Raw genomic sequence first — 25,448 nt, forward strand, 5'->3', positions numbered from 1 at the left:
AAAAATGGGCAGACTTCTCCCATATCAAGCTAAAACCATTTGAAGAACAGTTGATAAAGTCATTTTATCCTTTCACTCCTTTAAAGTTTGTTATATTAAGAGTATAAACTACTCTCTTATATTCTATTCTCTATTTTTTCTTTTGTTCCTTCTCAGTTTTTTCATATTCTGCGTAAATTTATTTATACATCTTTTCTAATGCGTATGGCCTTGTAAAGGTTAGCGTTAATGATTTCCAAATATAAATTCTTCTTTTAATTCGTGATGCTCCATACCATACTTCATTAATAAAATATGATTTTTTAATACAACCTTTCCTTCTTCAAGATTATCAGCTGTTAATGAATCGACCATTTTTTCTATAGATTTCATTTTCCTCCTCCTAAAAAAAAGCCTCTTAACAGTCATCATACCAAAAGCTGTTAAAAGACTTTTTTCTATTTTTTCATGTAAGGAGCTAATACTCTTAAAATTTCTTCCTTATCCTTCTTTAACTCAAGTGATGTTAACATATCCATCGTTCGTGGCCTAAGTAACTTCACTTGTACCTCTCCAACAATTGATGCTGGTCTTTGAGATAAAATAAATATGCGATCAGAAAGTAAAATTGCCTCATCTAAGTCATGTGTAACCATAACAATTGTCTGCTTTTCTTGATGCCAAGAATTTAAAAGCCAACTATGTACTTCCATTTTTGTAAATGCATCTAATTTTCCAAAAGGCTCATCCAGCAGCATAATTGGCTTTTCACATAAATATGTGCGAAGGAAACTAATTCTTTGACGCATGCCACCTGATAACTCATCTGGATAATGATTCGCATATTCATCTAGCTCAAACTGCTTTAATGCTTCCATTCCTTCTGCTAGCCTTTGCTTTTTAGACTTCCCTTCGATTTCCAATGGAAGTACTATATTTTGCAAAGCTGATCGCCACGGTAGTAATAAATCTTGTTGCGGCATATAACTTACAACATCTTGTTTTTTCACATGTTCCTCGTTATAAAATACCTCTCCACTCGTTGGCTCTTCAACACTCGCAATCATATTTAACAAAGTACTTTTCCCACAACCACTTGGACCTACAAAAGAGACGAATTCCCCCTCCTGTATAGAAGCACTAATATTTTTTAATACATTCTTTCCATCAAAAGCTTTTACAACCTCTTTTATTAATAATCCACTCATTTTTCACTTGGAAGGAATTCATTTGTAAAGGCATCTTTCACATCAATTTTCTTCTTAATAACTTTGTTGTCATATAAGAAATTCATGTAATTCGTCCAAACTTCTTCCTTCTGTACTCCCCACGCTTTTGCATCATCTTGATACTTTGTACTTAACCACTTTTGACTTTCTTTCACTAATTCTTTATTCACATCTGGAACAGATTTAATTAAAATATCCGCAGCTTCTTTCGGTTCTTTAATTGCAAAATCATAACCTTCTGTCGTTGCAGTCATAAACTTTTTCACAAAATCTTTATCTTGCTTCGTATGTTTTTCACTTGTAATAATAACAGGACTATAGAAATCAAGCGCTGGATCTAAGTCTTTCACCATAATCGTATTTAACTCTTTTCCTTGACGCTTCGCTTCAATTCCATCCCATCCGTAATAAATCCATTCGAAATCTGCATCACGACCGATTGATTTGAAGAAGTCTGTTTGTCCAAGAATAATTTTTTCGACTTTATTAAAATCAGCTTGATGTTTCTCCATAATCGTTTTTAACGTCGCTTCTTCTGCTGGTCCTCCCCAGCCGCCATAACGTTTACCTTCAAAATCTTTCGGTGACGTCATATTATCTTTTTTTAGCGATGCAAAAGCAGAGGTATTATGCTGAATAATTGCACCAACAGAAACAACTGGGATTCCTTCAACACGAGCTAACGTTACATTTTCTTGTGCGCTTATCGCAAAGTCCGCTTTCCCAGAAGCAATCATCTGCTCTGCCGTTACATTATCACCAGGCTGGATAATTTCTACATCAAGCCCTTGCTTTTTGTAATAATCTTTCGTTTGCGCTACATATAAGCCAGTATGATTCGTATTTGGAAACCAATCTAAAACGACTTTTACTTTTTTATCTTTACTTGAACTTTCTTCTTTCTTCGCCGGATTACACCCGGCAACACCAACTGCTAATAATGCAGCTAACATAATTTTTAAACCTTTTTTCATTTTCTGCCACCCTTTCTGTATATCCATGGTGCTGTTATTCTTGCCATAAATTCAACAATAAAGTACAGGCATAATGTCACCATAACGATAATCGCTGCAACACCAAATACACGAGCTGTTAAAAAGGATTTTGTCGCTCTCGTGAGCATAACCCCTAATCCTTCACTCGCTCCAAGCCATTCTCCAATAATCGCTCCCATCACACTATATGTAACAGCTATTTTTAAACCTGAGAAAAAGTACGGGAGCACCGCTGGAAATTTTACTTTCTGATAAATTTGCCACTTTGTCGCCTTCATCGTTTGTAGCAACTTCAGCATATTTTTATCTACCGTTTGGAAACCTTCTAAAATGCTAAGCGCAATTGGGAAGAAACAAACAAGAATAACAACCATTACTTTTGGCAACATTCCGTACCCAAACCAAATAATAAATAATGGTGCGAGCACAACGATTGGAATTGTTTGCGAAATAACGAGCAACGGATTCATTAAAATCCGAAATAAAGGGATAACATCCATAATGATAGCAATACTCGTCCCAAGTATAATTGCAAAAAGCAACCCAATTATTACTTCCTGTAACGTTTGCACCGTATTCGGTAATAGTAAATCTTTCATTCCAATTAACTCTTGCACAATTGCTGACGGCTTTGGTAAAATCCACGGCTCAATTTTAAATAATGAAACAGATCCTTCCCATATAGCAATGAGAAGGATCAGCCAAATTGTTGTAATTATTTTAGATCGCTTCTGGTTTTGCATATTCATCACGGTACTTCCAAACTTTTTCGTCAATCGTTACGCCCGTACTTGGACGATAGTGAATTTTAATAGAAGTGATTACTTCTTCTGCTCCAGCATCGACGCAAGCTTGTTGCGCGCGTTTAATGACGTCAAGAAGTACATCTAATTCTCCTTCCAACGTTGTTTCCATTGCTCCTACTTCATAACGAACTCCCGATTGTTGTACAACTTCAATTGCTTTATCAACAACGGAATACACATCTTTGTTCTTCGCTTGTGGTACTACTGAAAATGAAATTGTAACTTGTTGTGACATAATAAAATCCCCCTTACAAAATATGTTTCAAAAAAAGAAAAGGCTTTCCTACCATGTAGGAAAGCCTTGTATACAAGTTATTCTATAATAACTTATGCTACATCACTTTAAAGTAACTCCCTACGCTGGCATTATCCAGATCAGGTTGAGGGTCGATGTATACTTACATCCTCTCAGCCAATTGGCTCCCCGGTTCTTAATTCGTTTTCATTGTAGCATGATTTATTTTATTGAACAAACAAAAGCATGTATAATCATTTCATTTAACTTTTGAATTCCCCAATTAACTCTTGTAACTCCTGTGAAAGCCAGCTTAAAGAACTAGCTAATTCAGCAATATCTTGTACAGACATTTCCTGTTCTTTCATGCTTTCTTCAATATTACTACTATTCGCATACGTATTTGCGATAAGTGATAGTTCATTTACAACACGAACAATATTTTGGCTATTATGCAATATATCACTTGAATTGCTAGAAACAACTCTAACTTGATTTGTAACAGATTGTGTTGACTTTGAAATTTTTTCAAAGAAAGCACCACTACTTTGAACAAGTTTAATTCCAGATTCTACTTCTTTTGAAGCTTTTTGCATTGAAACAACAGCTTCTTCCGTTTCAGCTTGTGTTTCCCCTATTAATTTTGCTATATCTTTTGCTGATACTTCCGTCTGCTCTGCTAATTTACGCACTTCATCAGCAACAACGGCAAATCTCCTTCCGGTTTCCTCAGCACGCGAAGCTTCCATAGAAGCATTTAAAGCTAGCGAATTAGTTTGATTTGAAATACCTGCAATTACTGTTACAATATCACTAATTTCTTTTGATCTTGTTTCCAAAGAATAAACGATAGAAGATAAATCTTGTACTGTATTTTGTATTATGTTCATTTGATTAATCGTCTGTTCAATAACACCATTTCCTTTTACTGAATGATGCTCCATACCTTCAGACTCTTTCGCCATTTGTTTTGCAGCATTCGTTATCTCTTCCATCTTATCTTCCATTTCATATAGAATACTTAAATACTGTGGTACTGAAGTTTCTTGTGACTGAGCGCCAGCTCTTAACTCAACCATAGAACTTACGATTCCTTGGACTGCCATGCTATTCTCTTTCGTACTCACTGACAATTCTTGTGAAGATGAAGAAACCTGTTCTGCTGTCTGCTTCACTTTATCTATAATTCCTTTAAACTTCTCGATGGTATTATTAAAATACGCATTAATAATACCAATATCATCTGGTCTTTCCTCTAATTTAATACTTAAATCACCTTCACCGACTTTGCGTAATCCTTCACGTAAATCTCGCAATGGAGCAAGTGCGTTACGTACAATTAAGAATTGAATAACAGTTGCAATTAAAACAGAAATACAAATAAACATTAAACCTTGTACAATGAATTTTTTCTTTGTAATAGGAACAATAGAGGCATCTACATCGGCTGCAACAATTGCCACAATATTATCTTCTCCATCTTTAATTGGCTCTAATATCGTTACCCATGATCCTAATTCGTCTTCATATACTTCTGTCATATTTGCTTTTTTCGTGCTCATTACTTTATCATATGCTTTCATCCAACGATCTGGTTGTTTATAATAGTCTCCCGGCTTTACTTCAACAACATTTGCTAAACCTGTAGACAAACCGACGATTTGCAACTCACCTTTTTCATTTTTTTTCGCTCCAACAACATACGTTTGTCCAACACTGTTCAATTCTTTCGTTGATTCATCTAATTTCTCTGTTAATTTCTCTCTTTTTTCTCTTTCTGCCGTTGGGTCTTTTGCAACATCTCTCAATATTTCTGCATCTAATTTATGTAATACCGTATCTCCTGTTTCAAAAGAATGCCTTTCAAATATAGACATCATACTATTTTGAAACATGTTAAAACTTAACGCTCCCATAGTACCAACAAGCGTCAAAATAACTGACACAGTTAACAATACATTTTTTTGAAGAAATGATAGCTTGTGCCAATATTTTTTCATTAACATCACCTTTCTTAATTAACTTAATATAAAGTAAAGCTATTAAAATATAAACCTTATTAACGAATGATAACAGTTCTCATTTGTTTATAAATAAAAAAAAGACCAATGAAAAAGCATTGGCCAAGACCAACCCTATCCGTCCGGTAACTGGCTAGCATAGTCGTTTGACCTTAGCCCCTGTAGTTTTGCGTCCTCATGTTTCCATAAGTTTGCCTTTCTCGCTGAACGAGTTGAACGATATGGGAGTTCTATGAGAATTAAAATATTCTCTTCCAAAGATTACAACATAAAAATTAAAATGTCCACCCATTTAAAGATGTAAATATAAAGTTTTAATGTATTATTTTTTCGAAATAATTTAACAAAGTTCGTGAATGTTACATTTCTTGTGTTATATAATAAAAAACGTATACAACACAAGGATTATTCTGGATATTCATTTAATTTTCATTCAAATTAAACTATTCGAATATATCTTAACTTACTAATTTCGGAGGTAGTTTATCATGTTTTGGCTACAATTTCTTACGTTACTACTCTGCATTTTTATTGGCGCACGCTTAGGCGGAGTTGGTCTAGGAGTAATGGGTGGCGTTGGTATGGCAATACTTGTTTTCGTCTTCCACTTACAACCTACAGCTCCTCCTATTGATGTAATGCTTATGATTTTAGCAGTAATTACAGCTGCCGGTGCTTTGCAAGCTGCTGGAGGAATGGATTACCTTGTCCATCTCGCTGAGAAAGCATTACGAAAAAATCCAAAGCGCATTACATTTTTTGCTCCTATTGTTACTTATTTATTCACGCTATGCGCGGGAACTGGTCATGTCGCTTATTCTGTACTTCCCGTTATCGCCGAAGTATCTCGCGAATCAGGAATTAGACCTGAACGACCAATGTCAATTGCCGTTATCGCTTCCCAACAGGCAATTACAGCTAGTCCAATATCGGCTGCAACAGTTGCACTTTTAGCAATGTTAGCCGACTATAAAATCACCTTGTTAGATATTTTAAAAGTCAGCATCCCTTCTACTTTCATCGCTTGTATGGTAGCTGCATTCGTTGCTAGTAAAATGGGAAAAGAATTAAATGAAGATCCTGAATACTTGAAGCGATTAAAAGAGGGAATGATCCCTAAACTTGAAGAGAAAAAAGAATTTGTGGGTGTAAAAGGTGCTAAATTATCAGTTATCCTTTTCCTAGTAGGAACTTTCCTTGTCGTACTTCTTGGTTCATTTGAAGCACTTCGTCCGGGATGGATGGTTGACGGGAAGTTAGCTCGTCTTTCCATGCCAAACACAATTGAAATGGTTATGTTAACTATTGCAGCTCTTATTATTATTTTCTGTAAACCAAATGTAGAAAGCATTGTGTCTGGTAACGTCTTTAAAGCGGGGGCAACAGCAGTTGTTGCTATTTTCGGTATCGCTTGGATGGGAGATACTTTCTTTAACGGAAACTTAAATATGATTCAAGGATCAATTCAGCACTTAGTGACTAGTGCACCATGGCTATTTGCTATCGCATTATTCATTCTATCTATTTTACTGTATAGCCAAGCAGCAACAGTTCGTGCTTTAATGCCACTTGGACTATCACTTGGTATTCCACCAGCTTTACTAATTGCAATGTTCCCTGCAGTAAATGGATACTTCTTCATTCCAAACTACGGGACAATCGTTGCTGCAATTAACTTTGACCGCACTGGTACAACAGGCATCGGTAAATATGTATTAAATCATAGCTTTATGATTCCGGGCCTAATTGCAACATTCACTTCTATCGGAATTGGAATGCTCTTAATTTCCATTATGTTTTAAATAAAAGCACAAACCTACAATTTTAAAGGGTTTGTGCTTTTTTAATCAAACGTTTGTTTAAATATTTTTAACCGTCCATTCTTCCATTATGTTCTTTACTATTTGTGTAAAGTCCTCTGGGAAAAGATGACCTAATCCTTTTCTCACAATTAATTTACAGTTCACATTATATTTCTCGAACATAGACATTACTTGAAGTGTGTTTTCATAAAATTGATCTTTATCTCCCGTGACAATATATCCTTTCACATTCGTTATATCATTCGATATAACGATACTTTCAATTGCCTCTACATCTCGAATAGCAGGTATAACCGCAATAAACTTTTGAGTCGCTAACATATTCTTTAACGCTAACTCTATTGCTATCTTCCCCCCTTGAGAAGCTCCCGCGATGATGATATCTTCCAAGTTATATTTATTTGTAAAATCATTAAAACTTTTCATAACATCTTTTATAGCTATCTCATGATTATCCCAGCTATAAGAATTCATTCCATATATTTGTGAGGATTGAGAAAAACCTAACATATACTCACGTAGTATTTCTTCTTCACACCAATATGGTGCAAAATCATTTATGTTTGATCCTCTCCAATGTAAAGAAAATATACCTGCCTGCGCTTTTTCATTTCCATAAGTAAATAATTTTGACTGACTCATCATCTGATGCCCCTTCAAAATCTCTTCGCACTTTTTGACTATTGGCTTAAAATCTATTTTATCCTGTAATCCTTTTAAATCTTCATCATGCATGAGTGTATATGGGTTCCACCAAATTCCCCTTTGTATGGCTTCATTAAGAATAGCAATTGCCTCTTCATGCTTACCTTCCACTGAATATGCACAAGCTTGCCAAAAACTCGTTTTATCCATTCTTTCAGGAAACTCCCTTTTCGTTTCATCTATGCATCTATAAACGGCATCAAATTCCCCTTTTTCAAATAAACGAAACAACTCATTTTGCAACTCTACAAACCTATTCCGTTTCAAACAATCTCCTCCCTATTTCTAATTTTTAATATCAAAAACAAACAAAAAGCTATGTAGCGTTTTAATACTACATAGCTTTTTTCTACAAACTCTTACTTACTTCCTCTACTAGCTTCTTCGTACTCTCATACGCAGATTCCGCTAAACTAATCGCAGAAATAACAGAGACACCATCCGCACCGGCTTCTATAACCGAAGCGGTATTTTCAATCGTAATCCCACCGATACCAACAATCGGTATCATAATTCCTTGTTCTCTAAAGTGGGTTAAACCTTTCGTTCCTTGAACTGCTTTCGTATCTTTTTTCGTACTCGTTGGGAAAATAGGGCCAACACCTAAATAATCAGCTCCGTTTTCAATTGCCCAGCATGCTTCTTCAATTGTATGGGTAGATACACCAACAATTTTATCTCCCATTTTTTCACGAACAGAAGTAATTCCTTCATCATCTTGTCCAACATGCACGCCATCTGCATCTAACTCAAGAGCTAGTTCCACATCATCATTTACGATGAATAGTACACCATACTCCTTACAAATTTCTTGTAGTTCTTTTGCGAAACAAATACGTTTCTCTCCCGTTAAAGCGCCTTCCCCCTTTTCACGAAATTGAAAAATTGTTATACCGCCTTCAAGTGCATCTCTCAATACTTGTAGTGGCTCCTTCGTACAATTGTTACTTCCCATAATAAAATATACTGGTAATAACCTAGACATTTTATCCATTGTAATACGCGACATCTAGTTCCCCTCCTTACTGTATAACCTCAATCTTCCCATACTTCTCAATATCATCTGAAGTTGTATTCGCTAACTGATTTAAAAATTCAATTTGGAAACTACCAGGTCCCTTTTCCACTGTCTTAGCAGCTGCCAGTTCCGCAGCTACACCATAAAACGTTAATGCCGCTACTGCTGCATTTACATAATCCTTTTCTACTGCTACAAATGCTCCTATTACAGAAGTTAGTAAACAACCAGTTCCCGTAACTTTCGTTAAAATGGGATGACCATTTCGAATAAGAATAGTTCGCTCTCCGTCTGTAACAACATCTTCTTTTCCAGTAATCACCGCAACTGTATTCAATTCGTCTGCTGCCTGCCTTGCAATACTTACGACATCGCCATTTCCAGCACCGGCTTCTACCCCTTTAATTTCCCATCTTTCATTAATAACGTTCGCTATTTCAGCTGCATTTCCGCGGATAATCGCTAAATCGATTTCAGCCGGAATATGTCTCGCAACTTCTGTCCGATAAGAAGTTGCGCCTGCACCAACTGGATCAAATAATACTGGTACATCATTCGTGTTTGCTGATTTACCAGCAAGCAACATTGCTTCTACTTCTTCAGGACGAAGTGTCCCCATATTTAATACTAACGCTCCAGCAATGCTAGCCATTTCTGCTACTTCTTCTTTTGCATACGCCATTACAGGCGATGCCCCTAACGCTAACAAACCGTTAGCTGTAAAATTTGTTACAACAACATTTGTAATATTATGAACGAGCGGATTAGACTCTCTCACCAAATCCACTACTTTACTAATTTCTTTCATATTCATCCTTCTCATCCCCTAACTATAATGATGGGAGATACACAAAAAGGCACTTTGCGCGTACGCAAAGTGCCTGAACATGTGCTTTTACACTCTCCCTACGCTGGCATTATCCAACAGGTTCAAATGGTCAATGACGGACTAGTAGTCATACTCTCAGTTTGCATCCACAAACTCCCATGTGTTTATTATTCATCTACTTCAAAGTCTACTCTTATTCTAGTAAAATAACAAGTTCTTTCCTGTTATAGAATGATAGAGATCATAACTCTCCTGGTTCAACCATTCTTTGCCTTTATATAAGTAAAACTCTCACACGTATATTTCATTACAAATAACTCAAACCGTCAGCAAAACTGAATAGAACAAAGATGTATGCTATATTTAACGTATGGAAATTTGAAAGGATGTTTTTAAATATGGCAAAAAGTATTGTAATTGCTGAAAAACCTTCTGTTGCACGTGATATCGCACGTGTACTGAAATGTGATAAAAAAGGAAACGGCTATCTTGAAGGTAGTAAATATATTGTTACTTGGGCTTTAGGCCATCTCGTTACATTAGCTGATCCAGAAAGCTATGATGTGAAATATAAAAAGTGGGATTTAGAAGATTTACCAATGCTACCTGAGTGTTTAAAACTAACAGTTATTAAACAAACAGGGAAACAGTTTAACGCTGTGAAAAGTCAGCTTATTAGAAAAGATGTAAATGAAATCATTATAGCTACTGACGCCGGTCGTGAGGGAGAGTTGGTCGCACGCTGGATTATCGATAAAGTTAAAATGCAGAAACCGATTAAACGTCTATGGATTTCATCTGTTACCGATAAAGCAATTAAAGATGGCTTCGCAAATTTAAAACCAGGAAAAGCATATGAAAATCTATATGCTTCGGCTGTCGCACGTTCAGAGGCTGACTGGTATATCGGGCTTAATGCGACTCGAGCATTAACTACTCGCTTTAATGCCCAACTAAATTGTGGTCGTATTGTGTTGTATCCTGTCAATAGCTAGGGTGAAATTAATTTTACTAGTATTTATACGACTTGTATGAATTACGCCCAAACAATTCCGGTTGCAATTATTGTTTCATACATTAAAATATTATATTTTTCTTCCTCAATCCGTCCCCCCTTATATAAAATGTTCGTAACTACTCAGCTAGCCCCTAGTTAAAAACGTGAGACAAGTAAAGTTAATCGCTACGCAGCACTACCTCTGAGTTTTTGCTAGACGCAAATTTAATTCACCTGTTCTAATCCATTCTTGGATTCTCAGAAAAATAGATTTCCCTTACTTTTTAACGTGCCCATATAACTTCTAATTCGTAAAAAATTGCGAGCACCATATTCACTCCAGAACGAACCATTTATTTTTTGTGTTAGTTTTGACGTATGTCTCGTTCCATTTGATTGTTATCAACTGGAAAATTTCAAAGGGCGTATAGCACTAAAAGCAAACACACCTAATTCAGGTGTGTTGAGGAGTGTTAACACAATTGTAGGTTTGAAATAAAGTTTGAGCAAAAATTGATCACAAGTGTTGATTTTATAATAGAAAAAACCCACGCATTTTGAAAAAAGATTAATCAAAATGCATAGGTTAGGCTTTAATGCGGAGTTCATTTTTATAAAAAAGATTGATTAAAAACTTTCTTGCTTTAAAGTACATTAATTTAACCTTTACTTTTTATATTCCTACCTCTTCTTTTTTATAATCTTCCACTAATTTTTTTATAATTAAATCAGCAACTGTTACTGCACGCTCATTTTCAAATCCTTGCTTTCTTAAATAACCTTTTATTGCTAGCTTCATTTGAGCTTTTTTACTATCAAACTTAGTCCAATCAACGGTATAATTTTTTGCGATAACATTAGTTAATTCTCTTTGAAACTTTTCATCTTTTTCTAATTCAGAACCTAAAAATATACTGTTAAAGATTTTCTCAGAAATAGCCACCGTCTCTTCTTCCGGTTTTTCTGATTCTTTTGGTTCTTCCGGTTCTTCTGGTTTTTCCGGTTCTTCTGGTTCTTCCGTTTCCTCTGGTTCTTCTGGTTCTTCTGGTTCTTCCGGTTCTTCCGGTTCTTCTGGTTCTTCTGGTTCTTCCGGTTCTTCTGGTTTTTCTGATTCTCTCGGTTCTGCTGGTTCTTCTTCCGGCTGAAACTCAAAAGATACATCGTTAATATTAATTACATCATCTTCAATAGAAGTAACATCAATATTTTCTAACCTTATTGATTGAATTTGTAAATTTGTCACACTATCCACTTCTACTAAGAAATCTAAAGATGTTTTTAATTCATAGAATATCCCTGTTTTACTAGCTTTCATTTTCCCTTTCATTTTAAACTTAAAGCATATATTTCCAACTTCGTTTAAATCAATCATCTTTTGAATAATTTCAAATTCATTTACTGTACATAATACCCCATTTAATTCAACTTCTTGAAATGCCTTATTTTCAAGTTCAATTAATAGATTACCTATTATATTATTTATATTTTCCTGAACTATTTCTAATTTAATTTTTGTACTTTTTTCAGCAGAATACTTTTCTATATATAAATCTAATTCTTGTTTTTCATCTTTATCATAAATTTTAATATGTTTTCCGGTTACATTATTAAACTCAGCCTCTAATTCTTTTTTGAATCCTTTATCTGCAGTAAAAAATATATATTCACCTTCATTAAAACTTGCAAACTCCAACAACGACTCCCAAATTAAAACATCTTTAAATCCTTTATCCGAACCTTTTTCTTTCCCATCAAAAGGTGCTTCTTTATTTAAAGCTCGTTCTACAATTCTTATAAACTTTTCTTTATTACATATAGGAAGTATGTTAATGCCTTTTCTTAAAATATACTGTTCTCTTTTTTTTCCCAAAAAATCTGTATAAATAAATTCTTCATCTACTTTTAAATCTATTTCATAAATCTGTTCAAATTTCGAATAAGATTTTTTAATTGATTCAATATAATTATTGTAAGATTGCAATTGTTGCTTGAATAATTCTTTTATCGTAATTTCAGGAACTAATAATTCAAATTTATCTATTACATCATTTCTTTCAATCTTCCCTTGAACATCATCATAAAACTTATTGAACATAAACCTTGAAAAATCCTTATGCTCTCTAATATAAAGTATATTCGTATCAAAGATAATATATGTCTTCATAAATTCCATCCCATCATTGTTATACAAGTTAACTAAGCTTTATTTATGGATTCTGCCATTAACTCCGCCTGTTCAATTACTATTTCAATTGCTTGTTTACTTATTTCTGGTGGATAACCGTACTTCTTAAGCAATCGTTTGACAGTGATACGCATTTTAGCGCGAGCTGATTCACGTAAGTTCCAATCAATACTCATATTTTCTTTAATTGACTTTGTTAATTCATGTGCAATTAATTTTAGCATATCGTCACCTAAAACTTGCTCTGCTGTTTCATGGGAAGCGAGCGCGTCATAGAAAGCTACCTCTTCTTTAAGCATTCCTGTTTGTTCTCCGCTTTTGTATGCTGCGTCCATTTCTTTGGCTAATTGAATCAACTCTTCAATGACTTTAGATGTCTCAATGGTGCGTTTGTTGTACTTATTCAACGAATTCTCTAGCATCTCTGAGAACTTACGTGCTTGAATTAAGTTACTACGTTGTACGTTTTTCACTTTACCATTCAATAAGCGATTTAGAAGTTCTACTGCTAAGTTCTTGTGTGGTAATGCTCGTACATCTTCTAAAAATTTATCCGATAGAATTGAGAGTTCTGGATTCTGGATACCAAGTTCTTTATAAATATCAACGACTTCTTCAGAAATCACTGATGTTGAGATGAGTTGGTTAATTTGAGCATCCATTTGTGAGGTGGTTTTCTTCTTACTACCGTCACCAATCGTTTTGACAATGCTGGCCTTCACTGCTTTAAAGAAACCAATTTCATCATTTAATTCTTCTGCTTCTTCTGTCGTTGCGCAAAGTGCATATGCTTTTGATAGCTCAGTTACTGTGTTTAAGAAGCGTTTCTTCACTTCATCACCTAACCCAATTACATAATCCATTGTTGTGACAATTGCTTTAAAGCGTTCGGATGATTTTTCCGATTTAAAGCCTGTATATTCATGTCCATGTAACAGTTCGAGGATCAGTTGGTGCTTCTCTAACATGATATCAACTGCAAGTGATGTATCAACGCCTGCTGTCTGTCTGTCACTATCTGTATATTGCTTCAAAGCTTCTTTTAAGCTATCTGCAATCCCAATGTAGTCAACAACTAAACCACCTGGCTTATCTTTGAATACACGGTTCACACGGGCGATCGCCTGCATCAAGTTGTGTCCCTTCATTGGCTTATCAATATACATCGTATTCATAGAAGGCACATCAAAACCTGTTAACCACATATCACGTACAAGAACGATTTTTAGTGGGTCATCGTTATCTTTCATACGGCGTGCTAAAAATTCACGCCGCTTTTTATTGCCGATAAATGGCTGCCATTCTACTGGGTCACTCGAAGAACCCGTCATGACAATTTTAATAACACCTTTATCGTCATCATCTGAATGCCAATCTGGACGTAATTTGATAATTTCTTTATATAAATCAATTGCAATACGACGCGACATCACAACAACCATCGACTTACCGAACATCGCTTTTTGACGCTCCTCGTAATGATGGATAATGTCTTGTGCCATTTTTTCAATACGTGATTCAGCACCTGCGATTGCTTCTAAACGTGACCATTTTGATTTCAACTTTTCTTTAACTGCCGTTTCTTGATCTTCTGTAATATCCTCATAGTCCTCATCAATTGCCAAACCATCCGGTAAGTCGAGAGGAATGACACGTGATTCGTAGAAGATTTTGACCGTTGCACCATCTTCTACTGCTTGTGACATATCGTATACATCAATATAATCACCGAATACAGCAGGGGTATTTTTGTCGCTTGCTTCAACTGGTGTACCAGTGAAACCGATGAATGAAGCATTTGGTAAGGCGTCACGCACATACTTCGCAAAACCGTATTTTGTTTCGTCTTTCGTAACCGTTGCACTAAATCCATATTGTGAACGGTGCGCCTCGTCCGCCATCACAATGACGTTCGCTCGATCAGTCAAGCATGGCATTTCCCCTGTATCTTCATCGGGTGCGAACTTTTGTAATGTCGTAAAGACAATCCCACCAGACTCAACGCTTAATAACTCACGTAAACTGTCACGCGAATCTGCTTGGCTAGGCGATTGACGTAAAATAGCTTGCGACATAGAGAATGTTTTATATAACTGATCATCTAAGTCATTACGATCTGTTAAGACAACAAGTGTTGGGTTATTCATCACTTTAATTAACTTCCCTGCATAGAACACCATCGATAAACTTTTGCCAGATCCCTGTGTATGCCACACGACACCGATTTTATGATCACCGTCTTGTGCAGTGGCTACTTTCGCCTTCTCAACAGCTTTATTCACCGCATGGTATTGATGATAGGCTGCTAAAATTTTGAATGTATCGACACCATCTGTTTGGAACAGAATAAAGTTTTGCACAATATCCATTAGACGACTTGGCTCAAGCATCCCTTTTAACATTACTTCAAGTTGTGGTTCTGCTGAACTTGCTAGTGCTTCACCATCTACAGTGCGCCACTTCATAAAACGTTCTTCGTTGGCTGTTAATGAACCAACACGCGCATTAATCCCATCACTCGTCATTAAAAAAGCATTGTAACGGAACAATGTTGGAATCGCTTGTTTATACGTTTGTATCTGGTTGTAAGCATCCGTAATATCGACATCTTCATTCGTCGCATTCTTCAACTCAATCACAACTAGTGGCAAACCATTCACAAACACGATGACATCTGGACGCTTATTTGTCTGACCTTCAATAATTGTAAATTGATTCACTGCCATAAAGTTATTATTCTTTGGATTAGCAAAATCAAATACATACACTGATACGGTTGGATTATAGCCATCTTTTCCTTGTATTTGAATCTCAATCCCATTCGTTACAAATTGATGGAACTGTTTATTGTTTAGCACTAAATTCGGCGAAGCATTTGCAATAATCTTTTGAACGGCTTCCTCAATCACTTTCGCATCAATCGTTGGATTAATCTTCTTTAAAGCATCTCGTAAACGATCGACTAACACAACATCATGAAATGTTTCACGCTCCGCATCATCACCATCAGGAGCAATATCAGGACCTTCAACAATTTCATAATCCATTTCTTCTAACCATTCAAGCGCAGCAATTTCCAATTCGGATTCATTGTATTTAAACAACTACCCCACCTCCAAATCATCAGGTAATTCAATTTCACCTGAAAGAAGTTTTGGGAGAAGATCGTCGCGGAGTTGTTGTAAAGATTTATTTTCTTGTATTAGGTTTTCTTTTTGAATTAAAAGCGCTTCTGTCGTTTGATGATATTTATCAATACTATTAATTGCAGGAATAACAAACTTATAATCATTCAAATCATTTTTAGAAATATTTAAATACACACTTCCACTTGCTGTATATTGAAATGCATTAAACGCACTATTTAAAACCTCATATAAAAACTCTTTATATAAGCTGTTTAAAGGTCTAGCTATTCCAGATCCACGTCCAATAGCATAACTATCATCTAACTCTGTTATTAAACCAATTGTTGCTCGTACCCCAAATACAAAGTCACCTTTTTTACCAATTTTTTTTGGATCAGAGGTATATTTACTAGGAGCCAAGTTTCTATTCTTAAAGTCTGCAGCACCATTTAATAACGGTAATCCTATATTTTCTGTGTTATATGTATCACTTTTAGGGGATTGACCCATAACAATTTCTGCAATATTTGATAGCTTATCTATGGTCCATCCTTTAGGTATCTCTCCCAACTCACTTTCCACCATTTCGCCACCACTTGATTTATACTGTTTTCCTTCTGCATTCGGAAATTCAAAATCAATAAACCAACGTTTGAAGATGGTCTGTGAGAGTTGTTCTAGCTTAGAAATCAAACCACTATTCAAGTTTAATTTCCTTTCAATTAATACTATAAAATTAGAAATTTTACGCTGTTCCCCTAATTTAGGTATTTTGACTTTTAAGTTTTTCAAATCATTTATAGTGATTTGTGATTGTGCAGAACCACTATCTAAATATCTTAAATTTAGTGAGTGAAGATATAGTTGCATAAACTTCTTATCACATATTTTTTCATTCAAATCAATAATAATGGCTAAATTAGTAATATAGCTTTTAGCAGGAGCCAACTTTACATCTCCAGTTCCTCCTACTCCACGAGCAACCACTATTAACATAGGTTCCTCATACATATATTCAGAATAGTAACCTGATACTTTATATCCTGTATAAATGGGGTAACCTGTTGCTACTTTGTTCTTTGAATTAGGCATCTTACCATATTTAAAAGTAGCCAAATCATTTAAACTAAATTCACTATATTCCATATCCAATTCCCCCTAATGCTCGACGGATTTGGTCTTCTAGCTCTTTTGATTTAGCGAATTGCTCGGATAGTTCGCTCGTTAAACGTGCCATTTTCTCTTCAAATGGTTCACCATCATCTTCTTGCTCAGCTAACCCAACATAACGTCCAGGCGTTAAAACATGGTCATTCGCCCGTACTTCTTCTAGTGTTGCTTCTTTACAGAATCCAAGTTCATCTATATAGGCTTGTTCGCTCGTTCCTCGCCACGCATGGAATGTATCCGCTACTTTGTTTATATCCTCTATGCTGAATTCTTTCAGCGTACGTGTCGCCAGGAAGCCTAGATTACGTGCATCGATAAACAAGATTTTATTGTTACGTTCACGTTTACCTGTTTTCGTTTTATTTTTCGATACGAACCATAGACATACGGGAATTTGCGTTGAATAGAATAGCTGACCAGGTAATGTCACTATACATTCGACTAGATCATTTTCAATTAAATTTTTACGAATGTCACCTTCACCACCTGTGTTAGAAGACATCGAACCATTCGCTAAAACAAATCCTGCTGCACCTGCTGGCGCAAGTTTTGACACCATATGTTGCACCCAAGCATAGTTGGCATTTCCTTTTGGTGGAATACCGTATTGCCAACGAACATCATCTGTTAGTTTCTCGCCGCCCCAGTCACTGATATTGAATGGCGGATTCGCAATTATATAGTCTGCCTTTAAGCCCTTATGCAAATCATTATGGAATGTATCCGCATGATGAGCACCTAAGTTTGCATCAATTCCTCGGATCGCCAAGTTCATCTTCGCAAGCTTCCATGTTGTTGGGTTTGACTCTTGTCCATAAACAGATAAATTATCAATACGCCCTTGATGTTCTTTGACGAATTTTGATGATTGTACGAACATCCCACCTGAGCCACATGCTGGGTCGTATACACGACCTTTATATGGTTCTAGCATCTCAACAAGTAATTGAACAACTGTTGAAGGTGTATAGAATTCGCCGCCATTCTTTCCTTCTGCACTCGCAAATTTACTTAAGAAGTATTCATATACTCGTCCTAAAATATCTTTTGAACGACTTTCTTCGTCACCAATCTTAAATGAGAACAGGTCGATTGTTTCGCCTAAACGTGTTTTATCGAGTTCTGGACGTGCGAATGATTTCGGCAGTACCCCCACTAATAAAGGATTTTCTTTTTCAATTGCAACCATCGCTACATCAATTAATTGACCAATCTCAGGTGTTTTCGCATGGTCATTGATGAAAGACCAACGTGCTTCTTTTGGCACGAAGAAAATATTATCCGCTAGGTATTCATCACGGTCTTCCTCATCTGCCCAATCATCCGCTTTTAAAGCTTCGTACTTTTCTTCAAACGCATCCGATACATATTTTAAAAATAGTAATCCCAATACAACATTTTTATATTCACCCGAATCCATCGACCCACGTAATTTATCTGCCATCTGCCATAACTTTTCTTCAAAACCTAAGTTTGCTGTTGCCACTTTGTTGCCTCCCATAACATCTACTAAGTATTCTTTAATCTATATCTATTATATCAACTAAATTCTAAAAAAAATCCTAAATATACAATATCTACTAAAAAAGAATATCTAAATGGACTAAGCTATAATGATAATTTATCAAATAATAACTTCACTCTATATTTATAATCCTTTTTACTATGCTTTGCTCTTTGCATTTTCACACCTTGCTGTTCTAATGTAGGCTTGGAATAAAGTTTGATTAAATCAACTTAATAAACCTTTATAAAAGAGGCAAATAGAAAAAGCGTGTTTTTAAAAAAAGATTGATCAAAACACGCTTTTTCTATATTCAATTGAATCATCCTTTTATAAAAAGTTTGATAATTCTTGTTATCCTTGCTCAATTAAAATGCGCTAGGAAAGGCCATCACTTATTGTTTGAATCAATGGAATCATCTTGAAGCTTTTTTATTAGACGGTCATTTAGAAATTGATAACAATAGAAGTGAACGTTCTATTAAACCGTTTGTAATCGGGAGAAAAAATTGGATGTTCTCAAATACACCGCGAGGCGCTAGAGGAAGTGCTATCATGTATAGCGTGGTTGAGACCGCAAAAGAGAACAATCTAAGTCCTTATCATTATCTTCGTTATTTGTTTAAAACGCTACCCAATATCGATTTAAACAATAAAGAAGGAATCGATAAACTCTTGCCGTGCTTAACGAATTTATCGTCTAGATGCAGAGTACCGAAAAAAGTGAAATAAACAAAAAAAACAACTCCAAAATCAACTTTTATTGTATATTTTAGAGTTACTTTACGTTTACCAAAGATTTGTGCAAGGATTATGTGAACATCTAAAACACCCTAGCGTTTAAGTTTTATATAAAAGGATCACCGTAAAGAAAAGACACCCTTATGAGTGCCTTTCTCTGATTTGATGACCACTTTAATTTATTCAATATTTATTTTATATAGCCTATTTGCCTTAAACCCAAAGAAAAGGAATCACTTTATCGCAACCGGAAGGAATAGGAACGCAAATCCTCTCAAAAGTGAAAAAGAAGTTTTAAATAAGAACGCTCTCCAAAAATCAGAACAAATAACTACAAAATTAGATATCCGTACTTATGAAGGTAGAATCTTATCGTACGCACCTGTTGGTTAGTCTGCTTAAAAAAGTTCAAAGGGGGCAGCTAAAAAACATAACAATATCAAATTATTTATTTAATGTTGCTTATTTTCTTTTTTATGTATTCTGAAAAAAAACTTGCATAACTATCCCTTAAAGGAAACCATATTTCTCTAAGGTCCTTCTTTATTCTTTCTTTATCTCTGATTTCTATTAAATGACTAATATATGAATCAAAACATAACTCATTAGAATTAGCTTTTGAACGATACATTTGTATCTCCTCATCGGTCCATCCTAAATCATTTAAAAGCTTCCACTCTTCCCGTACAGGCTGTCCACGCCACATATATGTAAGGAGCCCTTTTACCATATCGGAATTATCATACATCTCTATTAATTTTTTATGTAAGTCTTCTAATATCTGATAGTATTGTTTCCAGCTTGGGAGTTTAGAAAGCTCTTCATTTAAGTCAGCAGATGTTTGTATAATACCACCATTCTCATCATCTATGACAACAGTAGGTCTATAAACTATTCTATCTCGTATATAACAAATTTTTTCATATCCTATTGTTTTAAATTCTAACGAAATAAAATGGTCATAAATTAATTTAACAATTTTATTTTTTATACACTCTCTATTTCTAAGTGATTTACAATAGTCCTTAATGTTAGAGTGAGAAATCATTGATGCTATATCTCTTTCATGCTGTTCTTGATTATTCCATCTTTCTGGAGTATCCTCATGAGAATTCAATAACTTTTTATTACCCTCTAATGGTACCTTATTATTTTTTAATTTCTTCATTACTATTATTTCATATTCCTCATCTAAAAGCATACAAAAAGTTATTAAATGATAGACAGTATAATATGCAAATACTGTCTCACTCATTTTTAAACTTCCCGTACCATATTTAACGGGAATATCTTGTAATACTTTAAGCTCAGAAAGTCCAAATAATGTTTTATGAAACGACATAGCCGCTACCTGAGATAAGTATATGTTATTTTCTTTATGATTTCTTTTTAGAATAAATTTAGAAGATCCTTCTTTTTGTATAAATACGAATTTCCCCGTTAAGGAGACAACTTCTTTACACATATAATCCCTCTCTTTTAAATTATATTTTAGTTTTTTTGCATAAAACAGATACTATAAACTTAAATCTTTAAAGAATCGTCCAAATGTACTATCTATGTCCTTCACATGTATGTCAGCGTAAGATTTTATATTTTTCACCATTCTATCTGTTCCGTTGTTTTTAAATTTTTTTATTTCATATAAACAAGAGAGAATATCAGGATTAAATCCCTCTAACAGCTCAAATTTATTTAGTAACATCTTGTAATCCCTGGCATTATTTATTGCTAGAAAAATATCAAAAGAATCCCTTGGACGTTTCACAAGGTGTACACTCTTTGCCTTCGTCAAAATACATCCCGCTTCATCCATTAATTTAAATGACTGCTCATTTTCCATACCTTCAGAATCTTGTGAAAGCAGATTATACTCAGTGAAAAATTCATTCTTAAATAATACATTTGTTTCTGGTAATACCATTGATCTAACTAGTTGATGACGCCCCTTGTACACAGGAATTTCTAGGTCAAGATGCTCAACAAATAAATCAGGGTTTTGTTTTGTTTCAGACGGATGTAGGAGATCTACATTAAATACCATTTCAACCTCGTTTACTTTTAGTACCTTAAGTAATTGAAAATCATGCTTCGCAGACAATAAATAACCGTTTTTTATAAACTGACCTATTATATCTCTTAAAGCATTTATTGTCTCTCCATCTTCAAATAGGATATCCACATCTTTAGTTCCGGGATGAATTTCATTAGGATTATTTAAGAAAAAAGGTGACCAACCACCCATAATAATATATTTTTTCTCATTTTCATTTAGTATTCTTACAACATCCCCCAGAAGACCTTTTGCCGCTTCATGGACACTAGTATAACTAAATCCCTTCAAAATGACCCCTCCTTATTAAAAAAAATTTCTGTATATTACATTATATCGAAATTCACAGATACAAAACATAGTCGTGAAGCTACTGAACCTTATGCAACAAAATTTATAAAGTTTAAAAAATCGATTTAACCTTTTTATATAGAATTTGGTAGAGTGCATTAAATAAGAGCATGTCTTGAACAATCCTTTTCAAAACATGCTCTTCATATTTACTTTTAAATCAAAGTTCAAAAAGTTAATTTAATCGAACATTATTTTAAAGCTACATAATTAGTGTTAATCTAATTGGATTTCATTTGAAATCTACGGTTATACTTAGCTTTTTATTAGTCGAACTTAAATCCTTTTAGAGCTTCTGCCAGTGCATTATTTATTGGTTCTTCTTTATTCTGCTGCTTTAAATATTTCTGAACAGTACGTTTATCGACTTTACCACCAGATTCTTTCTTACGCCTTGCTTCAAAAGCTGATAGCTTTTCACGATAGCCGCATTTACATACAAAGATTTGTCCCGCCCCTTCACCACGAAGTTCTAGTTTCTTCTTACATTGTGGACAGCGTGCATTGGTTACTCGTGATATATTTTTACGGTGACCACATTCACGATCTTGGCAAACAAGCATTTTTCCTTTTTTGCCATTCACCTCAAGCATAGGTTTACCACAGTCAGGACATGACTTTGTAGAGATGTTTTCATGTTTGTATTTTTTGTCACTTGATTTAATTTCCTTCACGATTTCTTTAGCATGCTGTTTCATTTCATTAATAAAGGCATCTTTTTTCAGCTTGCCTTTTGCAATTAGTTCAAGTTTTTGTTCCCACTCCGCTGTCGTAGCTGGTGAACGCAATTCTTCTGGAACTAAATCTAACAATTGACGACCTTTTGCTGTGATGTAAATATCCTTGCCACCACGTTTTTCGATTAGGAATGAATTAAATAGTTTATCAATGATATCTGCACGTGTCGCTACAGTACCTAATCCACCAGTTGATTTTAATGTATCAGCAAGTTGTTTATTTTGCGTATCCATATATTTTGTAGGATTCTCCATTGCTGAAAGTAAAGTCGCTTCGTTAAATCGAGCAGGTGGCTTTGTTTGACCTGATGTTTGCATAATAAGCTTTATAGTTAATATATCGCCCTTTTCAATGCGAGGTAGAAGTTGCTCTTTTACGTCATCAGTTGCATCATCGTCTTCAAAGCGATTTTCGTATACTTCCTTCCAACCAGCATGTAAAATTGTTTTTCCGCGTGCAATGAACGTTTCATTGCCAACCATTGTACGTAACGTTAGTTGCTCGTATTCGAATGCTGGGAATAAAACAGCTAAGAAACGTTTTACAACTAAATCATAAATTTTACGTTCTTTATCTGTGAACGTCGAGAAATTAACATATCCTTCTGTTGGAATAATTGCGTGATGATCGCTTACTTTACTATCATCAACAAATGACTTATTAGATTTTATCGGTTTATTTAAAATTTTATGTGCTAAAGAACGGTATTCTCCTACGCCACATGCCTTTAGACGCTCTGGAAGTGTTCCGACGATATCAGATGAAATGTAGCGTGAATCCGTACGAGGATACGTTAGCACTTTATGCTGTTCATACAACTTCTGCATAATGTTTAATGTTTCTTTAGCAGAGTAGCCGAACTTTTTATTCGCATCACGTTGTAGCTCAGTTAAGTCATACAGACCAGGAGAAAATGACTTCTTCTGTTTTTTATCAATCTCCACAACAGTAGCATTTTGCTTATCTAAGCTCTTTACAATACTATCAATTTTTTCTTTGTTGAAGCTTCGATTATTCCCGTTAGTATCTTGCCAAGTTAGTTTGACTGAATCAGTTTGTGCTTCAATGCCATAGTATACTTGTGGTTTGAAGTTTTTAATTTCATCTTCACGTGCAGCTATCATGGCTACAGTAGGTGTCTGAACACGCCCACAATTTAACTGTGCATTATATTTTGTCGTTAAAGCTCTAGTGGCATTTAGTCCGATGTACCAATCTGCTTCAGAACGAGCTACGGCAGCAAAATATAAATTTTCGTATGCTTTACCAGGTTTTAAATTATTGAATCCATCTTTGATTGCCTTATCTGTTACAGATGAAATCCACAAACGTTTGATTGGTTTATTTACTTTAGATTTAGCAATTATCCAACGGGCCACTAATTCACCTTCACGCCCCGCATCTGTTGCGATAATGATTTCATTTACGTCATTACGATTTAACTGTGATTTAACAGAATTAAACTGTTTACCGGACTGTTTGATTATTGATAGTTTTAAACGATCAGGTAACATTGGTAAATCTTCTAAATTCCACTTTTGATATTTCTTATCATACATTTCTGGATCAGCTAAGGTTACTAGATGTCCAAGTGCCCATGTTACGATATATTTATCGCCCTCTAAAAAGCCGTTTCCTTTTTTATTACATTTCAGTACATTCGCAATATCACGAGCTACTGATGGTTTTTCTGCTAATACTAAGCTTTTTGCCATATCTTCATGCTCCTTCAATATCTTGTACTTATACTATAACACAGTTCTAATACATGAAATATGGTGTGGATTTGAAATAAAGTCACGATGTTTGTAAGAAAGACGTGATGTTTTGAAGGAATTTATGACGTTTATAAAAAAGATGCGATGCTCCTTCTCTTCAATCAAAGAATTCTCAATGAGTTTTGATTAAACTTTTTATAAAACTGAAAGTTCATTTAAAGAGAAAAGGATTGATTTTAATTAAACGCAGAAGGCAGAATAATAAAAAAATCATGGTCCTGATTCCTTTGCTGCAAGAGGATGGACCATGATTTTTTGTCTACTAACCCCACTTTATAAAACGGAATCTAAAACGGCTTTGATCTTACGAATAGCATCTTTTTTAATTTTAATCCCATTTTCAGTTCCTAAATCTTGAATTTTCACTAAGGCATCAAAAGCTTCAACGGCTTTGAGATCACTCATTAATTCTTCTGGCACACCATCTATTTTTTTCCTATAGTAAACCTTATTAAACCAATTACAGCTGTAAATGAAATCTTTCCCCGCAACGCATAGTTCAAATTCGTTATTATCGTAAGCTTGTGAAATATCATTTACAATATCCACAAACTCATCAATGCGTTCTGTCGGGATATGAAAAATTGTTTTCTCTTCTGAAGTTGGTGAAAAATTAGCTTGAATAAGTTTAGCTTCTAAAAGTTTGAAGAAGCTCGAATATTTACTGCCTTGGCTTCTTTTTTGATATTCCGATACAAAAACTTTATCTTTATCCTCGTCAAAATAAACATAACAAAACCTAGAATATCCATCAATAAATTCTGCACTGTTATGATAAATGTGAAAATTTTTTCTGGCTGTAACTAAAGTCCGAAGATTCCTAAATTTCGTCTTCAATGACTCGGGAAAAGAAGTCGCTTTTCCCTCTACCAACATCGACCTTGCAGGCCCAGCATTAGAGTTCGAGCTAAACCTAGAATTGGAACGGTAAATAATGACTTTATCAGGAAGCAATTCAGAATCTGAATTAAGCCCCTTTTGTGTGAAATATTTTGGTGTATCTCCTACTTTAAACATTTTCATCATCTCCGATTCGTTTTGTTAATCAACAAAGTGTATCTTGTATATTATATTAAACCACAAAACGCATTCTGTAAATATACAGAATGCGTTTTGTGAAAATGTAAAAAGCATAGCTGTTTCTTCCCCATTAAGGTGCGAAA

18 protein-coding genes, 2 pseudogenes and 3 riboswitches are annotated in these 25,448 nt (G+C 34.8%); of the genes and pseudogenes, 3 read left to right on the plus strand and 17 right to left on the minus strand.

What is annotated here, in order from left to right:
• Nucleotides 1–225 precede the first annotated feature (225 nt).
• From JDS80_RS13310 to JDS80_RS13335, 6 genes are all read right to left on the minus strand, one after another.
• Nucleotides 226–372, minus strand: a complete 147-nt coding sequence (locus tag JDS80_RS13310) for a hypothetical protein (RefSeq protein WP_175546560.1) — start codon at nucleotides 370–372, stop codon at nucleotides 226–228.
• Nucleotides 373–437: 65 nt separating this feature from the next.
• The gene (locus tag JDS80_RS13315) at nucleotides 438–1,187 is read right to left on the minus strand and encodes an ABC transporter ATP-binding protein (protein ID WP_199638805.1); all 750 of its coding nucleotides are present in this window, start codon (nucleotides 1,185–1,187) and stop codon (nucleotides 438–440) included.
• Nucleotides 1,184–2,182, minus strand: a complete 999-nt coding sequence (locus JDS80_RS13320) for an ABC transporter substrate-binding protein (protein ID WP_199638807.1) — start codon at nucleotides 2,180–2,182, stop codon at nucleotides 1,184–1,186. The genes JDS80_RS13315 and JDS80_RS13320 overlap by 4 nt, the downstream gene beginning before the upstream one ends.
• Entirely contained in the window at nucleotides 2,179–2,952 is a 774-nt protein-coding gene (locus tag JDS80_RS13325; protein ID WP_071747274.1) for an ABC transporter permease, read from the minus strand. The genes JDS80_RS13320 and JDS80_RS13325 overlap by 4 nt, the downstream gene beginning before the upstream one ends.
• Nucleotides 2,924–3,244 carry an MTH1187 family thiamine-binding protein gene (locus JDS80_RS13330; protein WP_000082898.1) on the minus strand — a complete coding sequence of 107 codons (321 nt, stop codon included), beginning with the start codon at nucleotides 3,242–3,244 and terminating at the stop codon, nucleotides 2,924–2,926. Before JDS80_RS13330 ends, JDS80_RS13325 begins: the two co-directional genes overlap by 29 nt.
• Nucleotides 3,245–3,344: 100 nt before the next feature.
• Nucleotides 3,345–3,446: riboswitch (TPP riboswitch) on the minus strand.
• Between the two features lie 61 nt (nucleotides 3,447–3,507).
• A complete protein-coding gene (locus JDS80_RS13335) occupies nucleotides 3,508–5,244 on the minus strand; it encodes a methyl-accepting chemotaxis protein (RefSeq protein ID WP_199638809.1) in 1,737 nt (578 codons plus the stop codon).
• A gap of 142 nt (nucleotides 5,245–5,386) precedes the next feature.
• Nucleotides 5,387–5,471, minus strand: a riboswitch (cyclic di-GMP riboswitch).
• Between the two features lie 282 nt (nucleotides 5,472–5,753).
• On the opposite strand from JDS80_RS13335, the gene JDS80_RS13340 reads away from it, so the two are divergent.
• Nucleotides 5,754–7,067, plus strand: coding sequence for an anaerobic C4-dicarboxylate transporter family protein (locus JDS80_RS13340; RefSeq protein ID WP_071747272.1), 1,314 nt, complete (start codon nucleotides 5,754–5,756; stop codon nucleotides 7,065–7,067).
• Nucleotides 7,068–7,124: 57 nt separating this feature from the next.
• Here the strand turns inward: JDS80_RS13340 and JDS80_RS13345 are convergent, their stop codons facing one another.
• The 3 genes from JDS80_RS13345 to thiM all read right to left on the minus strand — a co-directional run bounded on the left by JDS80_RS13345 (nucleotide 7,125) and on the right by thiM (nucleotide 9,625).
• The gene (locus JDS80_RS13345) at nucleotides 7,125–8,060 is read right to left on the minus strand and encodes an alpha/beta hydrolase (RefSeq protein WP_098888196.1); all 936 of its coding nucleotides are present in this window, start codon (nucleotides 8,058–8,060) and stop codon (nucleotides 7,125–7,127) included.
• Nucleotides 8,061–8,142: 82 nt separating this feature from the next.
• The gene (thiE, locus tag JDS80_RS13350; protein WP_199638811.1) at nucleotides 8,143–8,802 is read right to left on the minus strand and encodes a thiamine phosphate synthase; all 660 of its coding nucleotides are present in this window, start codon (nucleotides 8,800–8,802) and stop codon (nucleotides 8,143–8,145) included.
• A 13-nt stretch (nucleotides 8,803–8,815) separates the two neighbouring features.
• The gene (gene thiM / locus JDS80_RS13355) at nucleotides 8,816–9,625 is read right to left on the minus strand and encodes a hydroxyethylthiazole kinase (RefSeq protein WP_199638813.1); all 810 of its coding nucleotides are present in this window, start codon (nucleotides 9,623–9,625) and stop codon (nucleotides 8,816–8,818) included.
• A 72-nt stretch (nucleotides 9,626–9,697) separates the two neighbouring features.
• A riboswitch (TPP riboswitch) is annotated at nucleotides 9,698–9,810 on the minus strand.
• Nucleotides 9,811–10,038: 228 nt separating this feature from the next.
• Here thiM and JDS80_RS13360 point away from each other — a divergent pair.
• Nucleotides 10,039–10,611, plus strand: a pseudogene (locus JDS80_RS13360) (toprim domain-containing protein); the annotation flags it as partial.
• A 699-nt stretch (nucleotides 10,612–11,310) separates the two neighbouring features.
• Here JDS80_RS13360 and JDS80_RS13365 read toward each other — a convergent pair.
• Genes JDS80_RS13365 through JDS80_RS13380 form a run of 4 tightly spaced genes read right to left on the minus strand, consistent with a single transcriptional unit; the run spans nucleotide 11,311 to nucleotide 18,606 of the window.
• On the minus strand, nucleotides 11,311–12,801 hold the full coding sequence (locus JDS80_RS13365; RefSeq protein WP_199638815.1) for a PIN domain-containing protein: 1,491 nt from the start codon (nucleotides 12,799–12,801) through the stop codon (nucleotides 11,311–11,313).
• A 32-nt stretch (nucleotides 12,802–12,833) separates the two neighbouring features.
• Nucleotides 12,834–15,926 (minus strand): type I restriction endonuclease subunit R, encoded by a 3,093-nt coding sequence (locus JDS80_RS13370; protein WP_199638817.1) that lies wholly within the window; start codon nucleotides 15,924–15,926, stop codon nucleotides 12,834–12,836.
• Complete coding sequence (locus JDS80_RS13375) at nucleotides 15,927–17,096, minus strand: restriction endonuclease subunit S (protein ID WP_199638819.1); 1,170 nt, start codon at nucleotides 17,094–17,096, stop codon at nucleotides 15,927–15,929. It lies immediately after the preceding gene.
• Entirely contained in the window at nucleotides 17,086–18,606 is a 1,521-nt protein-coding gene (locus JDS80_RS13380; protein WP_346011372.1) for a class I SAM-dependent DNA methyltransferase, read from the minus strand. Before JDS80_RS13380 ends, JDS80_RS13375 begins: the two co-directional genes overlap by 11 nt.
• Before the next feature lie 390 nt (nucleotides 18,607–18,996).
• On the opposite strand from JDS80_RS13380, the pseudogene JDS80_RS13385 reads away from it, so the two are divergent.
• Nucleotides 18,997–19,356, plus strand: a pseudogene (locus JDS80_RS13385) (IS66 family transposase); the annotation flags it as partial.
• Between the two features lie 457 nt (nucleotides 19,357–19,813).
• Here the strand turns inward: JDS80_RS13385 and JDS80_RS13390 are convergent.
• The 4 genes from JDS80_RS13390 to JDS80_RS13405 all read right to left on the minus strand — a co-directional run bounded on the left by JDS80_RS13390 (nucleotide 19,814) and on the right by JDS80_RS13405 (nucleotide 25,302).
• Entirely contained in the window at nucleotides 19,814–20,830 is a 1,017-nt protein-coding gene (locus tag JDS80_RS13390; RefSeq protein ID WP_199638823.1) for a hypothetical protein, read from the minus strand.
• A gap of 51 nt (nucleotides 20,831–20,881) precedes the next feature.
• Nucleotides 20,882–21,709, minus strand: coding sequence for a hypothetical protein (locus JDS80_RS13395; protein WP_199638825.1), 828 nt, complete (start codon nucleotides 21,707–21,709; stop codon nucleotides 20,882–20,884).
• Between the two features lie 326 nt (nucleotides 21,710–22,035).
• Nucleotides 22,036–24,222: a DNA topoisomerase III gene (locus tag JDS80_RS13400; RefSeq protein WP_199638827.1), complete on the minus strand. Its 2,187-nt coding sequence runs from the start codon at nucleotides 24,220–24,222 to the stop codon at nucleotides 22,036–22,038.
• 336 nt (nucleotides 24,223–24,558) lie between these two features.
• A complete protein-coding gene (locus JDS80_RS13405) occupies nucleotides 24,559–25,302 on the minus strand; it encodes a hypothetical protein (RefSeq protein WP_199638829.1) in 744 nt (247 codons plus the stop codon).
• Nucleotides 25,303–25,448: the final 146 nt, after the last annotated feature.

Source organism: Bacillus cereus group sp. N8 (genome assembly GCF_016483685.1).
GTDB lineage: Bacteria > Bacillota > Bacilli > Bacillales > Bacillaceae_G > Bacillus_A > Bacillus_A proteolyticus.